Raw genomic sequence first — 14103 nt, forward strand, 5'->3', positions numbered from 1 at the left:
CCGCAGAGCCCTGTGAACCTTTGCGCACTCCGCGGTTTGTCTGTTTTTCTAATCGTTATCAGAAAAACGAATACTGAGATTAGTTGCAATACCAACACGTATACCCCAATCTATATATTTGCCATTTTCAAAAGCTGCAGCTGCCTCCACCCTGAATATCCTCAGAATACCATCAACGCTATAACCCAATTCCGTGTAATGCCGAGAACTCGGTGTAGCTAAGTGGTTGACAAAAACATTTTCACGTATACCTAACATACGCGCATAAGGTAGCGCTGTCGCAATAAATCGTCTGAATTGATAATGAACACTTCCTGTGAAATACTTATCACTTGTGCTGTACTTATAATAGTCCAGCAAACGATAGCTACCCACTGGACTGGCCGTGGTAATGAATGTGAGATTGCCCGCAAAATGTTTATAGTCCATGAAGTATAAACTTCGATCATTCAAAAACATACCAGCGCTAAGATCAAAATCAAGACGGCCACGCACACCAATATCAAAAGAATGCCTGATGCCTGTTTCAAGGTGATCGAAGTCTACATCACTGCTTAATGCATCTATGCCTTTGGAGTACTTTAGACGTAATACTGGTGATGAATTGTCAATTGCCGATTTTCTTCCGTTACGGATACGGTATTTCAGCCAGGGCTTTGCTGAAAAATTGATTGTGCCCACAAGTGCATTGTGATCAGGCGTGAATATTTCACTATTTAACTCTGCCGAAAATGGATTATTCGAAGTGTAGCCTTCAATATGGTCTCTATCCACTATTTTATAATCAGAGGTATTGATCATAGCACTCCGTTGTGCCCATTCTACTGTTGCATCAAGAGAAACTTTAGGTGTAATGTTTTTTCTAAACCGCGCTTCTATAAAATCACGCTGGTATATCTTCATAAAATTACGTTCGAAGAAAAGTGTAGAGATTGTGTTGATTGGCGGTAGAATAGCTTCGTCAGCATTAAATTGCTTGATGTAACGACCTCCTTCTACATTGAATCGATAGTTTTTATTTCGCAATGAAAAATTCAATTTTCCCGCAGCACGTTCTCTTGAAAAAGCATAGCGAAAGGTTGGGGTAATCATCAGTCTTGTCTTATTGGTGTCTTGCAGGATTGTACCAAAACGAACTTTGTAGATTAAGTTAAAACCTTCAACCGTATTAAATCCTCCAGTAGGCGTTTCTATGCTAAAATTAGAATGCTTGGATACTTTATAGCTATCGCCTGTAATCAAATCCCAGGGCTGAAAACCTTTGTGTTTGCGTTGCTTGGTGGTGTCTCCTGCTTCTTTTTTCTGTTCTATAACAGCCAGACTGTCAACTTTTATATAGCCTTTAATTTCAGCTTTAGTCAATGGGACCGGACGTATGGCATTCCAATAAGCCGTATCTTTCTTAAAACTGATACTATCTCGCTCTTGTGTATAGTTTGACACTACTTCAGGCTCCTTCTGTGCTTTAGCCTCCTGTTTTTCATACTCTTTTACAAGCGTCTTTAATTCTTTACGCGTAATCTCCTTACCTCCTTCCATACGCTTTTGCAAATCTTGTGCTTCTTTGCTAAAGCGACTCTCTACTTCTTTTGCTTTTGCCTTCTCCAGCTTTTCATCAATCACTTCCATGTTCTCCACAAAGAGCTCTTTGTTGAGTTCAATTTTATAATTACTCAACGTTGCCAGATAATTTGCTTCAAACTCGAAACCAAAAACTTTAGCATCTACCTGATAGCGATGAGACACAGGCAGCCAGGCCTTGTCTTCTATAGGAGCATAAACTTGTTTCATATGGAATTCAATACCCAACTTGGTAGTCGTAAAATCAAGGCTGTGAATACTCCACGCATCCTCTACGATAAAAAGCATACCTTCAAAAACATTATCACCTCTCGATCGTGGTGTAACCTTAATGCGACTTACCTCGTAATTTCGATCCTTAAAGGTTCCCTCATATTCAAAACGATAATAAGAAAAAGCTTTCGGAGAAAGAGGAGAAACAGTCTCTACAATTTCTGGCGAGTAGAAACTTCCAAAAATATAACCATTGGGTGATGTATTGTTGTCTTTACCATCACTGTATACTGAAATGGTTTTCTCTTTAAATGTATTAGGTCTTCTGTATTCAATTTCGCTTACCGATTCACTTATATATACCCTGTCTTTCTCAACACCTTCTTTCTGCATTTCTTTCTTCAACAACCATGGATAATCCTTTAGCTGTCCGGTTCCTTTAATGTATACTTGTGCCGAGTAAAAATCTAATTGTTGTGAGTGGTACTTAGCCTTCGCGATGGCTTTACGCATTATGGTATAGGCGGGATCTTCTTTGCCGGCACGCACGGTAATATTTTGCAATACCACTGTTTGCGATTTCATAACAATGTTCAGTTCAGAATAGCCCTCACCTATTGTTACTGCATGGGTCTGTGTTTCATAGCCTACGTATTGAAAAACAATTTCATATTGGCCGGCTGGTAATGAGATGTCATAAACACCATTTTCATTAGTAGTTGTGCCACTTCCTGTTTGTTTAACATAAATGGTGGCATAGCCAAGATTGGACCCATCATCTGCCTTTATATTTCCACGTAAACCGCCAGCTGCCGCAAACTGAACAGAAAACAATAAAAGCAGGAACGAAAAAAATAACTTCATGTAGCGTTGGGTTTATCCTTCTGCATTAGTGCTTGTTCCAGCTTAAAAATTTCACTTAATGATAAAATTTTTTGGCTAGAATTTGCTCATTAACAGGATCGGGTACTAGATAACGTACAGACTTCCCCAAACGGATATTGTTACGGATGAAGGTTGCAGAAATATCCAGCAGCGGGGCTTCGACCATACGCACATTAGGATGCATTTTTAGGTCGGAGGGTTGCGCGTTGGGTCGTGGATAAACATATAATCCGTAGTTTTTAAGAATTAACTCGTGGTTCTTCCAATTTGAAAAGCGCTCCAGGTTATCCTCACCCACGATTACTTTAAATTCCTTATCTGGATATTTTTCGGTTAAATGAACCAGAGTATGTATTGTATAACTTGGCTTAGGCAGGTTAAACTCAATGTTCGATACTTCAAATTTATAATTGTCGTGTATGGCGGCTCGAACCATGTCGTAACGATCGAACTCGTGCAATAAACCTTTACTGGGTTTGAAAGGGTTTTGTGGAGAAACAACAAACCATATCTTCTCAAGATCGGTAGTTTCTACCATTACGTTAGCAATAATTAAGTGGCCGGTGTGGATGGGGTTAAAGGAACCAAAGAAGAGGCCGATTTTCATTTGTTAAAAATTTCAGCTTCGTTTTTTAAATTCATCGTAAAGCTTTTGTGCTTCTTGCAAGGAGCGTTCCCTGTCTTCGTTCACCAACACCACATCAAATTTATCTTCAAAGCCCATTTCAAATTTAGCCTTGAACAAGCGCCTTGATAGACTTTCCTCAGATTCTGTACCCCTGTCTTTCAGTCTTTCTTTGAGTACTTCAATGGAAGGCACTTTTACGAATACGGCCAATGCTTTGTCACCAAAATATTTTTTAAGACTTAATCCGCCTTTTACGTCAACATCAAAAATTACATTCTTACCCTCATTCCAAAGTCTTTCAATTTCAGATTTCAGGGTTCCGTAGAAGTTACCTTCATATACTTCTTCCCACTCTATAAACTGATTAGCGTCTATTTTCTGCTTAAATTCTTCGGGAGAAAGAAAATAATAATCTTTACCATGCTGCTCTGTACGCCCACGTTTATCGCGGGTAGAAGCAGAGATGGAAAAACCAAGATCAGCATTGTTTTGTAGCAGATGCCGTACAATGGTGGTTTTACCTGAACCCGAGGGTGCAGAAAAAATTAACGCTTTGCCCGCCATTATTTTGAAAGGTTTTGAATAACCTTTTGTTTAATGCTGTCTACTAAATCCTGAGGCGCTTCATTAGAGCACTTCTTTTTTAGTAAGTCGCGAATGGCTACCTCTAAATGGTAATTCTGATAGCAGGGCATACATTCTTCCAGGTGGTGGCCCATAAACCTGTCCTTTTGCTCAGGTGTTGCCTCGCCATCCAGTATTGACTGAAGTAGTTGTAAACACTCCTGCTGATGAGGGCATTCATGTTTCATATTTTTCTTATCAGGTGTATTCATAAACTCAGAGGCTTAGGCTGTTTTATATCCCATGGATTTAGCGTATTCACTTAACTTTTCTTTTAGCAGATTGCGGGCACGATGCAGGCGGCTTCTAACAGTACCAATGGGGATGTCCAGAATTTTAGCCATCTCCTCATACTTAAAGCCCTCCAGATCGCACAATATAATTACAGTCCGAAAATCTACATCCAATGCGTTTAATGCATTAGAAATCTCATCGCCAATCATATTACCGAGAGATTCCACACGCAGGTCAGGGGTAATTTGCCGGTCTACCTCCTCTGAGTTGTAATACGTTTCAACTTCCTGATAATCTACCTTGGAGGGCTCTTTGCTCTTCTTTCGGTAATCGTTAATGAAGCTGTTCTTCAAAATCCGAAACAGCCATGCCTTTGCATTAGTTCCTTGCTGAAAAGAATCGATGAAACGATATGCCTTTAAATAGGTGTCCTGCAAAAGATCTTTGGCATCATCGCGCTCCAGGGTAAGCCTGTAGGCAAAATTGTACATGGCGTTTATCTGGGGCATAAACTCCTTGTCAAAAATTTCCTGTTTTTGAGCGTCTGTATAATTATTTTTAATGAATTCTTCTTCCATTACAAGGCGAATATACTGGCAAAAATGTTTAGCTGTTTACCAAATCCCTATACATTACATCAAAAGCCTTTACGGTATTGCTAGTGTTGAGGTTTTTCTCAATATGTTTTCGGGCATTTTTACCCAAAAGGGCAGTTAAATCTCGATCCTGGCTCAGTTTTATCATGGCTTCTGCCAAAGCTTTAGCATTGTGTGCAGGCACCACCAGGCCGCTTTCTCCGTTAATTGCTAGGCCAACATTGCCCGCTATATCTGTTATAAGGGGTGTAACGCCTAATGACATTGCTTCAATAACGGATTTGGTAATGGCCTCACCATAAATGGAAGCCAAAGCAAACACATGCGATGCTTTAACAACGCGAAGGGCATCTTTACGAAAACCAAGGTTTATAATTTGCTTTTTGATAGGGCTTTTATCTATTATTTTTTTGAATTTCGGAGCATCCATGCCATTACCCAGGAGCAACAAGTGAATGTTAGAATCGGCAGGCAAATAATGGGTAGCTTCCAATAAATATTTCATCCCTTTCATAGGACGAACATTGGCGACACAAACAATTTTAAAAGCATCATCAGGAACACCTTGCTCCTTCAAATCAATTGGAGTAACATCGTTGTACCAATTAACATCATGCCCTTTGTTTATTGTTATAGCCTTGTCTTTATTGAATAAAAGGTTCTTCCGCATTAATACCCGAATCGCTTCAACAAGACACACAATTCTATCAACACGGGGGCTTAAATATTTCAGATACATGAAAGGATCCCACCAATGAATATTGCCGGTGTACCCCCTATAGATAGCCACTTTCACGGGCAAACCCATAGCCGCCAAAATACCATTCACCATGGCTTTGTTATTAAACAAATGCATGATTTGATAACCACCTTCTTTCAATTCCTTTCTAATGCGTCTGACCTGCGCCCAACTGAATTTTTTAACTGGATGAAAGTCAATTACACGGATACCTGCTTCCTCAAATTTGGGAACATATTCACCATCGCCAAAAGTCATTACCGTTACATCGTAGTCAAATTGTTTCTTAAGTCCGATAAAAATTTCTGCCTCAGGGCGTACGGTTACGGTGGATCTGTAATTGGAGATGACTAAGACTTTAATGGCCATGAAAGGACTAATGACTAAATTTTGATGGCAAATTACTGTATTTTTGTTGCAATCCTTACCTATGCTAACTGCTAACCTAAAAAGTGGCTATAAGAAGCTTATTTTCAATTTGAGCGCCAATGCCAGTTTAATTAACAGGTTCTTTTACAAGAATTTTTATAAACCCAAAAAGGGTTCCCTTGCCGAATTACTGGATGCTTATTCGCGTATTCATTCCGAGGTTGTCTTTGTTCAAGTGGGTGCTAATGATGGTTTTTTTCACGACCCTCTTTATAAATTCATTATCCGGGATAAATGGAGAGGTGTAATGCTTGAGCCGCAAACATATGTTTTTAATACCTTCCTTAAAAGATTACACCAAAATACCCCCAATGTATGCCCCCTCAATGCGGCCCTGGATACTGCTGACGGAGAAAAAACCATTTATAAAATTGCCTTTTCTAAGTCACGCTGGGCTACAGGATTAACTTCCTTTAAAAAGGATGTGATTGAAGAGGCCATCGCATCAGGTCATGTGGCGCGATGCGCTAAAAGGTATGGAGAGAAGTTGCCTGCAAACCTTGATGCCTATATCGCTGAAGAAAAAATCCAATGTATCAGCGTGCCAACGCTCTGCCATCAATATAGAGTTCAAAAATTAAACTGGCTTCAAATTGATGCTGAGGGTTATGATTATGAGATTATTAAGATGTTTAACATCGAAAAAACCAAACCCGATGTTATAGCCTTTGAGCACTCTCATTTATCGGTACAGGATCGGGATGACTGCAAGCAACATCTGATCAAGAATAACTACGCCATCACCTATATTGGCGAGAATACTGTAGCCATGCAGAAACCTCTTGGTCCTTTAGACCGTTTCTTCTCTTAAAATTCATGAAGTTATCTGTAGCCATTATTACCTTTAACGAAGAGAAAAATATTGAACGATGTTTGCAATCTGTGTTGCCTGTTGCTGACGAAATTGTTGTAGTCGATTCTTACTCAACAGATACCACCGAGGAAATATGTAAGCGATTTAATGTACGTTTCACTAAAGAGAAATTCAGAGGGCACATCGAACAAAAGAATTATGCTATGGCGTTGGCGGAAAATGACTTTGTTTTGTCGTTAGATGCCGATGAGGAACTTAGTGCAGAACTTACAAAATCAATACTTAACATAAAGGCAGCCCCCGGAGCAGATGCCTATAAATTCAATCGTCTAAATAATTACTGTGGCGAATTTGTTCACCATGGCGGCTGGTACCCCGACACCAAGATCAGGTTGTGGAATAGAACAAAGGGGAAATGGGGTGGTGTAAATCCCCATGATCGCATTATCATGGAGTCTACAGCTGTGGTTAAAAAGCTAAAAGGAGATCTGCTGCATTACACTTACAAAACTTTATCAGATCATCTCAATCAGATTAATAAATTCTCTGGCATTGCCGCACAAGAAGCTTATAAAAAAGGGAAGCGAACTTCGATATTGTTGCACCTCATTTTAAACCCACTAATGACTTTTTGTAAAAGCTATTTTCTAAAACTAGGTTTTTTGGATGGGCTAACCGGTTTCCAGGTTGCTGTTAGTGGAGCCTATTATCGTTTCATGAAGTACTCAAAGTTGTTAGAGCTTCAAAAAAGAGATTAGATTCTTTGTGCCTTTATTATCATTGTTTCTCCGAATAACAAGGCTTTTGAAAATAAGTGTTTTTTAATTTCCTCGTTAACGGCACGTTGTCCTGAATCTTTTTCTTCCCTCCTATAAACAAAGGTTGTAACAAGGTAAGCAAAGGGCACAAAAATGATATACAACCAGCTTATCCACTTTATTCTATTGGTAGTAACGGCAGTTATTCTAAAATTACGCGTATGCAGTATATAACGTAATCTTTGATAAGCCATCATATTAATATGATGCAGTGGCGTTGGATTATTCTCGTTAAGTGGTACTTTGTTTTTGTTGTGGTGGCTAGTCCAAAACCAACGCCAGCGCGAACGCAATGCGTTAATATTAGGTGTTGAAATAATTACGTTCCCGCCCTTTTTTACCACCCGACTACATTCAGTAATAAAGTCAAAGGGACGCTCAAGGTGTTCAATGCCATCGATGCATACAACTGCATCAAAGAAGGCATCGTCATACGGGAGACGTTCATTCATATTGCCCTCTCTGAAGTTGGGATTATCAACTTCCATAAAATTTTCAATGTCCCCTGAATGCACCTCAATATTTTTTGTGAGCAGGCGTTGTGTAAATGCCCCTGCTCCGCTGGGGATATCAAGTACACGCAGCTTATCGCCATCAGCAAGCAGTAACGCAGCAACAGTGTTATGGGTATTCTTCGAGGTGTTCTCCGGAATATATTTCATGTAAGTCAAATATAATAGTTGGAATGTATTAATTACAATTAAAATATCGGTGCCATATAGATGAATAGTAAAGTCCTTGCCATACCTTTGTCCGGTATTTTAACACTATGTCCTCAACTCAGGTAAAAATCTCTGCTGTTATCATTACCCTTAATGAAGAAAAAAACATTGAGCGGTGTATAAAGTCATTACTCGGTGTTGTAGATGAAGTTGTTGTTTGGGATTCAAACTCAACAGATCGTACCAAAGAGATTTGCGAGGAGCTTGGGGCAATTGTTTATCAATCTGTCTGGGAAGGTTATTCCATCGCAAAGAATAAGGCAAATGAACTCACGAAGGGCGACTATATTTTATCTATTGATGCTGATGAAGAGCTTTCCCCTGAGCTTCGCAGCAACCTCTTGAAAATAAAACCATCGATAAAAGAGGATGCTTATATTTTTACAAGGATTAATAATTATTGTGGCACATGGATAAAACATAGTGGGTGGTACCCCGAGTATAAGATCAGGCTATTTAAAAAGGGTGATGCAATATGGGTAGGCGAGATCCATGAGCGATTGGAATTCAAAACAAAACCCAATCAGCTGATCGTTATGGGTGACTTATTGCATTACTCTATTCTCAGCCTGGAGCATCACGTACAGAAAATTTTTCTCTACAGTAAACTCACAGCTCAAAAGGATTTTCAAAATGGTGTAAAACCTTCTATATTTTTTCACGGTATTGCTAAACCCAGTTTTCACTTTTTCAAAAACTTCATACTACAGCGGGGATTTTTGGATGGCTATAAGGGATTTGTTATTGCCCGCATGGCTTCATTCGAGCGTTTTCTTCGTTATGTAAAACTCAAGGAGCTATATAAAAATATTGAGGCAGAGAAACCTATTAAAGTTATTCAGCTTAGCTCAGAGGCAACCTGGCGCGGAGGGGAGCAACAAATTGCTTATCTGATTGGCGAACTTAAAAAGCATAATATCGAATCTATTGCATTTGTAAAAAATGGATCAAGCTTTGAGGATTACTGCAAAAAGAATGGTATTCGTTATTATAAGTCACTTTTTCAGAATTCGATAGACCTTGTAACCGTTTTTAAACTTTGCTGGATTGCACGAAAAGAAAAAGCAAGCCTTGTACATATACATAGTTCCAAATCACATAGCCTTGCTGTATTAGCAACACTCTTTGGTCTGCGCAAGCCGCTTATCTTAAGCAGAAGGGTTGACTTTGAGCTTAGTAATTCTCTATTCTCAGATTGGAAATACAACCATCCTCAGATCAAAAAAATACTTTGTGTATCAGATGCAATCGCCAATATCGTTAAACCGCACCTCCGTGATCCGGAGAAATGTATAACAGTACATAGCGGGGTAGATATTGTAAAATTCAAGGTAAAGAGTAATATTAACCTGTTACGTGAAGAGTTTAAAATTGAAAAGAATAAAATCTTGATCGGAAATACATCTGCTTTGGCAGGGCATAAGGATTATTTCACTTTTATTGACACCATTGAAGTGTTGGCGAAAAAGTCTCTCCCTGTAATTGCTTTTATTATTGGAAAGGGACCTCTTGAGAAAGAACTCAAAAATTATGCAGCTCAAAAAGGCCTGAAAGACACTATAATTTTTACAGGATTCCGCGATAATATTACAGAAATTCTGCCCTGTCTTGATATCTTCTTAATTACCTCAACAGAAGAAGGTTTAGGAACCAGCGTATTAGATGCCTTTGCTTCTAAAGTACCCGTAGTGGCTACCTACGCGGGTGGTATACCTGAAATGGTTAAACATGAAAAAACCGGACTCATTGTAAAACCAAAAGATTCGGCAGGCTTGGCCGCCTGTATTGAACGATTAATCAGTTCAGCAGAACTGCGCAGTACAGTGATCGATAACGCATATGCAACTGTACTTACTTTCTCAAAAGAAACAACAGCTGCTAAAACCAGACTGGTTTACAGGGAAGTCATGCAATACAGTATCGATTAAAATGTAATAGTCAGCCCAACTGACTATTACATTTTTATAAAACCAATCCCCTATTTTTTAGCCATCAAGCCCATGGATTTCACCATGTTGATAAACTCGACCCTGTAGCCCTCCTCATCCTTACCTCTTGCACTTTGCGCTAACTGCACAACTTTCTCGTAGTTATAGCTATTGGCATATTCCGATTCGCGCAGTAACATACCAAAGGCTGCTACAGCGGCTGACCATCTGAAATTATCTGACGTATTCGACAGGCTGATTTGTTTATCCTTCATCGGATGAACGATGAGTTTGCTTACATCACCATCAGGTTGTTTGTATCTGAATTTAACAGTCATTAACTCATCAGAACCCTGCGCTGTCTTGGTTACATCATTTTTTTGATACTTCAATTCATCAACACTGAAGAATTCACTTTTTACACCAACGGGTATTACTTCATATAAAGCTGTAACGGTGTGCCCTGAACCTAACTCACCAGCATCTTTCTTATCGTTATTAAAATCTTCGTTCTTCAACATTCTGTTTTCATACCCTATCAATCGGTACGCTGCTACCTTGGCTGGATTAAACTCAACTTGCAACTTCACATCTTTGGCAATGGTGAACAGGGTGCCCCCAAATTCATTTACCAATACTTTTTTTGCTTCTGTGATATTGTCGATGTAAGCATAGTTACCATTACCTTTGTCGGCCAGTATCTCCATTTTGGAATCTTTGTAATTTCCCATGCCAAAACCAAGCACTGTTAAGAAAACTCCGCTCTTTCTTTTTTGCTCAATCAGTTTTTCCATGCTCTCATTACTCGATTCGCCTACATTGAAATCACCATCAGTAGCTAAAATTACTCTGTTGTTTCCTTCCTTCTTAAAATGTTTTTCGGCAAGACTATAGGCCAACTGTATACCCGCACCACCGGCCGTAGAACCACCAGCTTGCAAATTATCTAGTGCGCCAATAATTTTTTCTTTGTCTTTACCTGAGGTTGGTTCTAACACTACGCCAGCAGCACCTGCATATACTACTATAGACACATAATCTTGTGGCCTAAGCTCATTTACCAACATTTTAAAAGATGATTTTAACAAAGGCAATTTATTTACATCACTCATGGAACCGGACACATCAATTAGAAACACCAGGTTAGAGGATGGTAAATTGTCTGTAGGTATACTTTTACCCTGCAAGCCAATATGTACCAGCTTATGCTTTTCATTCCAGGGCGCTGTGGATATTTCCGTAATAATATTGAAAGGATGCTCAGCAGATGGCTGCGCATAGTTATAATCAAAGTAGTTAATCAGTTCTTCAATTCTTACGGCATCTTTGGGCGGTTGTTGGCCGTTGTTAATAAACCTACGAACATTGCTATAGGATGCCTCGTCAACATCTATGGAAAAAGTTGAAAGCGGATCTTTAAAAACATCTTTAAAAATATTCTCCGTTACGCCATCATATTCTTCCGTATTCACTTCTTGTTGTACATAATCCTGATAAGGTATATGCATATTATAATGCGTACTGCTTGGCGCTGCGGTGTCGAATTTCTTACTACGTCTTAATTCTTTACCATTACCAGTTGTTACTACCTCACTTAGTTGGGTTACGTCTAAAGACATAGTAACGTTAAGGGTATTTCCAGTACCAATTTTAACTTCCTTTGTCTGAATACCTATAAAGGAAAACACCAAAGTACCCCCTGTGGATGGAACCTTGATGCTGTAATGACCGGCAAGATCAGTAACCGTTCCGATGGCTGTTCCTTTGAGAACAACATTTACACCTGGCAGTGCAGAACCATCTTCAGCAGATGTAACTAATCCGCTGATACTTCTTTGTTGGGCTTGTAATGCCGAAAAGCAAAACAAAACCATGGCGAGTGTGATCAATTTTATTTTCATACGCTTTATTTTGTTGTTTTGCTATTGAGATGCAGTACATTCAGAAATTCCATACGACATTTAAAAAATTGTATCTTAAAAAATGTTTTTAGGCAAAGCCATCCATGAAATGAGCGATTCTGACCTGATTGAGGCATATAAAACCTCGCAGAATAAGGAATTGGTGGGTGAACTTTATAAACGTTATACGCACCTTGTATATGGCCTTAGTCTGAAATACCTGAAAGACAGGGAATTGGCAAAGGACGCTGTTATGCAACTTTTCGAAAAACTGCTCACCAGTTTGTTAAGCCACGAGGTAAATCATTTCAAAAGCTGGCTTTATGTTTCGGCCCGAAATCATTGTTTAATGTATTTAAGGAGCGTCAAAGGCAAATCAAGCCAGGAAATCTCTTCTTTTATTATGGAAAAGGTGGAGGAACCGCATCTGGAAGATGGTGAGGAACTAGAAAGTAATATCAGTAAATTAGAAAAGTGTCTGGAAACACTGAATACGGAACAAAAAAATTGTGTGCAATTGTTTTACCTGCAAGAGAAATGCTATCAGGAGGTGTCTTTGCAAACAGGTTATGATTTGTTAAAAGTGAAAAGCTATATACAAAACGGCAAGCGAAATCTTAAAATCTGCATGGAGCGCAATGACTGATTATTCAAAAGATATTGAACGTTACCTGAACGGAGAAATGACTCCTGCAGAGCGGCATGCCTTGGAAAAGAAGTCCTTGTCTGATCCTTTTCTTGCGGAAGCCCTGGAAGGAGCAGAACAAATTAATGCCGCTGAATTTGAACAAGATATTAAAGCACTTTATGAGAATATTAATTCAAAAACCAAAAAGAACAATACTGTTTTGGTCTGGAGTCTGCGTATTGCTGCAGGCTTGATCATACTATTTATTGCCACTTATCTCATTATTAATTTAGGTGAAGAGATTACTTCTGTACCAAAGTTGAGCGATAGTCAACAACTTCAAAAAGCCACGCCCAATGAATTAAAAACCGATACCGCCACAAGTGAAAAATCAAATAATCAATTGGCGCTGGTTGAAGACAAAAGGGAAGAGGAAAAAGAGGAGAAGAGTAGATTAAAAGACATCGAAAGAAAAAAGAATCTTACAGTAACACCAGTAGTGGAAGCTGAAAAAGCTGCCGCACCGATGGCTGATGTTCCCAAAGCTGAAGTACAAACAGAAGAAAATAAAACTGAGTTAACGCCACCTGTTGTAAGCAGTGCTGCTGAAATTCAAGAAAAAAAGACAGATCCAGTTGCTGTGAGCGAGGCTAGTAAAGAGGCTGAGTCATCAATACCTGTTGGTGTAAGGGGCGCCTCCACAACTGAAAAAGCAAAGAGAAGCCTTGCTGATCAAAGTCCGAATGCACCGTTACCAGCATCACCCATTCGTGGTGTAGTAACTTCTGCGCAAGATGGAACACCCTTGCCCGGAGTAAACGTTACATTGAAAGGAACTACTGTTGGCACCATTACTGATGTAGAGGGGAGATTTATACTCGATAGTGCCACCCTTGCCTCCACCTTGGTCTACTCTTTCATTGGTCTGAAAACCAAAGAGGTAAATGTCACCAATTTTAATCCTTTGAATGTGGCCTTAGATCCGGATGTAACACAGCTAAGCGAGGTGGTGGTAACAGGATATGGCTATAACGACAGGAACGAAACAACGCCAACTGTTGATCTGGCACATCCGGCAATTGGTAGCAGAGCTTATCGAAAGTACCTGGAAGAAAACCTGGTTTATCCACCAAGTGCGCTTGACAATAAAACAGAAGGACGAGTAACGGTTGAATTTTTCGTGGAAACAGATGGAAGCCTTAGCAATTTCACGGTTGTAAAAGGAATTGGCAATGGTTGTGATGAAGAGCTGATTCGTCTGATCAGACAAGGCCCCGCCTGGGTGGCTACAAAAAAAGATAATCAAGCCATTCGTGACAAAGCAAGGGTGAGGTTAAATTTTCAGATACCGGGGAAATAATTC

At 39.5% G+C, this 14103-nt stretch carries 13 protein-coding genes; 5 read left to right on the forward strand and 8 right to left on the reverse strand.

What is annotated here, in order from left to right; all coding sequences use genetic code 11:
• Nucleotides 1-48: 48 nt before the first annotated feature.
• Genes ACO1XM_RS09970 through ACO1XM_RS09995 form a run of 6 tightly spaced genes read right to left on the reverse strand, consistent with a single transcriptional unit; the run spans nucleotide 49 to nucleotide 5869 of the window.
• Nucleotides 49-2658: a DUF5686 and carboxypeptidase regulatory-like domain-containing protein gene (locus ACO1XM_RS09970; RefSeq protein WP_486228432.1), complete on the reverse strand. Its 2610-nt coding sequence runs from the start codon at nucleotides 2656-2658 to the stop codon at nucleotides 49-51.
• 55 nt (nucleotides 2659-2713) lie between these two features.
• Nucleotides 2714-3286 carry a nicotinate (nicotinamide) nucleotide adenylyltransferase gene (nadD, locus tag ACO1XM_RS09975; RefSeq protein WP_486228434.1) on the reverse strand — a complete coding sequence of 191 codons (573 nt, stop codon included), beginning with the start codon at nucleotides 3284-3286 and terminating at the stop codon, nucleotides 2714-2716.
• Between the two features lie 12 nt (nucleotides 3287-3298).
• The gene (gene gmk / locus ACO1XM_RS09980) at nucleotides 3299-3874 is read right to left on the reverse strand and encodes a guanylate kinase (protein WP_486229536.1); all 576 of its coding nucleotides are present in this window, start codon (nucleotides 3872-3874) and stop codon (nucleotides 3299-3301) included.
• Entirely contained in the window at nucleotides 3871-4143 is a 273-nt protein-coding gene (locus ACO1XM_RS09985) for an anti-sigma factor (RefSeq protein ID WP_486228436.1), read from the reverse strand. Before ACO1XM_RS09985 ends, gmk begins: the two co-directional genes overlap by 4 nt.
• 12 nt (nucleotides 4144-4155) lie before the next feature.
• Entirely contained in the window at nucleotides 4156-4743 is a 588-nt protein-coding gene (locus tag ACO1XM_RS09990) for a sigma-70 family RNA polymerase sigma factor (RefSeq protein WP_486228438.1), read from the reverse strand.
• A gap of 28 nt (nucleotides 4744-4771) precedes the next feature.
• The gene (locus tag ACO1XM_RS09995) at nucleotides 4772-5869 is read right to left on the reverse strand and encodes a glycosyltransferase (protein WP_486228440.1); all 1098 of its coding nucleotides are present in this window, start codon (nucleotides 5867-5869) and stop codon (nucleotides 4772-4774) included.
• Between the two features lie 61 nt (nucleotides 5870-5930).
• Between ACO1XM_RS09995 and ACO1XM_RS10000 the strand changes: the two genes are divergently transcribed.
• A complete protein-coding gene (locus ACO1XM_RS10000) occupies nucleotides 5931-6740 on the forward strand; it encodes an FkbM family methyltransferase (RefSeq protein WP_486228441.1) in 810 nt (269 codons plus the stop codon).
• A gap of 5 nt (nucleotides 6741-6745) precedes the next feature.
• The gene (locus ACO1XM_RS10005; protein ID WP_486228443.1) at nucleotides 6746-7501 is read left to right on the forward strand and encodes a glycosyltransferase family 2 protein; all 756 of its coding nucleotides are present in this window, start codon (nucleotides 6746-6748) and stop codon (nucleotides 7499-7501) included.
• Here the strand turns inward: ACO1XM_RS10005 and ACO1XM_RS10010 are convergent.
• A complete protein-coding gene (locus tag ACO1XM_RS10010; protein WP_486228445.1) occupies nucleotides 7498-8223 on the reverse strand; it encodes a class I SAM-dependent methyltransferase in 726 nt (241 codons plus the stop codon). The genes ACO1XM_RS10005 and ACO1XM_RS10010 overlap by 4 nt on opposite strands.
• 107 nt (nucleotides 8224-8330) lie before the next feature.
• Between ACO1XM_RS10010 and ACO1XM_RS10015 the strand changes: the two genes are divergently transcribed.
• Nucleotides 8331-10211, forward strand: coding sequence for a glycosyltransferase (locus tag ACO1XM_RS10015; RefSeq protein WP_486228447.1), 1881 nt, complete (start codon nucleotides 8331-8333; stop codon nucleotides 10209-10211).
• A 50-nt stretch (nucleotides 10212-10261) separates the two neighbouring features.
• On the opposite strand, the gene ACO1XM_RS10020 is transcribed toward ACO1XM_RS10015, so the two are convergent.
• A complete protein-coding gene (locus ACO1XM_RS10020) occupies nucleotides 10262-12112 on the reverse strand; it encodes a vWA domain-containing protein (protein WP_486228449.1) in 1851 nt (616 codons plus the stop codon).
• 82 nt (nucleotides 12113-12194) lie between these two features.
• Here ACO1XM_RS10020 and ACO1XM_RS10025 point away from each other — a divergent pair, with 82 nt between their 5' ends.
• Both ACO1XM_RS10025 and ACO1XM_RS10030 read left to right on the forward strand, forming a co-directional pair.
• Nucleotides 12195-12758 (forward strand): RNA polymerase sigma factor, encoded by a 564-nt coding sequence (locus ACO1XM_RS10025; RefSeq protein WP_486228451.1) that lies wholly within the window; start codon nucleotides 12195-12197, stop codon nucleotides 12756-12758.
• Nucleotides 12751-14100, forward strand: coding sequence for an energy transducer TonB (locus ACO1XM_RS10030; protein WP_486228453.1), 1350 nt, complete (start codon nucleotides 12751-12753; stop codon nucleotides 14098-14100). Before ACO1XM_RS10025 ends, ACO1XM_RS10030 begins: the two co-directional genes overlap by 8 nt.
• The last annotated feature ends 3 nt before the right edge of the window (nucleotides 14101-14103 follow it).

This window comes from Chryseotalea sp. (genome assembly GCF_057350905.1).

Bases quoted from the DNA above. Each gene is read 5' to 3' on its own strand.
- ACO1XM_RS10015 (WP_486228447.1), top strand. From the start codon at position 8,331: ATGTCCTCAACTCAGGTAAAAATCTCTGCTGTTATCATTACCCTTAAT.
- ACO1XM_RS10020 (WP_486228449.1), bottom strand. From the start codon at position 12,112: ATGAAAATAAAATTGATCACACTCGCCATGGTTTTGTTTTGCTTTTCG.
- ACO1XM_RS10025 (WP_486228451.1), top strand. From the start codon at position 12,195: ATGTTTTTAGGCAAAGCCATCCATGAAATGAGCGATTCTGACCTGATT.
- ACO1XM_RS09970 (WP_486228432.1), bottom strand. From the start codon at position 2,658: ATGAAGTTATTTTTTTCGTTCCTGCTTTTATTGTTTTCTGTTCAGTTT.
- ACO1XM_RS10010 (WP_486228445.1), bottom strand. From the start codon at position 8,223: ATGAAATATATTCCGGAGAACACCTCGAAGAATACCCATAACACTGTT.
- ACO1XM_RS10000 (WP_486228441.1), top strand. From the start codon at position 5,931: ATGCTAACTGCTAACCTAAAAAGTGGCTATAAGAAGCTTATTTTCAAT.
- ACO1XM_RS09990 (WP_486228438.1), bottom strand. From the start codon at position 4,743: ATGGAAGAAGAATTCATTAAAAATAATTATACAGACGCTCAAAAACAG.
- ACO1XM_RS10005 (WP_486228443.1), top strand. From the start codon at position 6,746: ATGAAGTTATCTGTAGCCATTATTACCTTTAACGAAGAGAAAAATATT.
- nadD (WP_486228434.1), bottom strand. From the start codon at position 3,286: ATGAAAATCGGCCTCTTCTTTGGTTCCTTTAACCCCATCCACACCGGC.
- ACO1XM_RS09995 (WP_486228440.1), bottom strand. From the start codon at position 5,869: ATGGCCATTAAAGTCTTAGTCATCTCCAATTACAGATCCACCGTAACC.
- ACO1XM_RS09985 (WP_486228436.1), bottom strand. From the start codon at position 4,143: ATGAATACACCTGATAAGAAAAATATGAAACATGAATGCCCTCATCAG.
- ACO1XM_RS10030 (WP_486228453.1), top strand. From the start codon at position 12,751: ATGACTGATTATTCAAAAGATATTGAACGTTACCTGAACGGAGAAATG.